At 47.4% G+C, this 506-nt stretch carries 1 protein-coding gene; it reads right to left on the bottom strand.

Translation table 11 applies throughout. The features are described 5' to 3' along the window. Positions 1 to 7: 7 nt before the first annotated feature. On the bottom strand, positions 8 to 506 hold a 499-nt coding region (locus tag CLVI_RS17240), incomplete at its 5' end, for an IS30 family transposase (protein WP_146127347.1).

Here is a 506-nt window from a genome sequence, read left to right as displayed (position 1 = left end):
AACATCATCATTCCCGCGAAAGCGGGAAGTTGGATACGCAAACCAAGTGCAACGGTTTTAAATGCGCTAAGAATACCTCAGCAGGGGTCTTAAAGCCAAGGCATTTACGTGGTGTATGATTTAACTGGTTAGCTAACACCTGCATATCCGCATCAGAGAAACTATTAGGCTCAGTACCTAATGGAATATAACGTCGTATACGACCATTCATATTCTCAACGCTTCCCTTCTGCCACGGATGATGCGGTGCACAGAAATACGTCGCCATCCCCAAAGCATTCAACTGGTAATGCATTGCAAACTCAGTTCCAGTATCTTGCGTTAAAGTACGCCTCAACTTAAGAGGAAGCACTGAGAACCACTCGTTAAGTTTTGCGGCAACTGGCGCTGCATGCTTACCCGCTTGTTTGGCTAATAGCACAAAGCGTGACTTGCGCTCTACCGCGACCAACACCGCTGCACCTGACTTCTGAGGATGCAACATATCCACCTCCCAATGCCCTATC

This window comes from Clostridium vincentii (assembly GCF_002995745.1).
In the GTDB taxonomy this organism is placed as follows: Bacteria; Bacillota; Clostridia; order Clostridiales; family Clostridiaceae; genus Clostridium; species Clostridium vincentii.
Note: the sequence above shows the minus strand (reverse complement) of the source record. Positions and strands in the feature narration are given on the sequence as shown.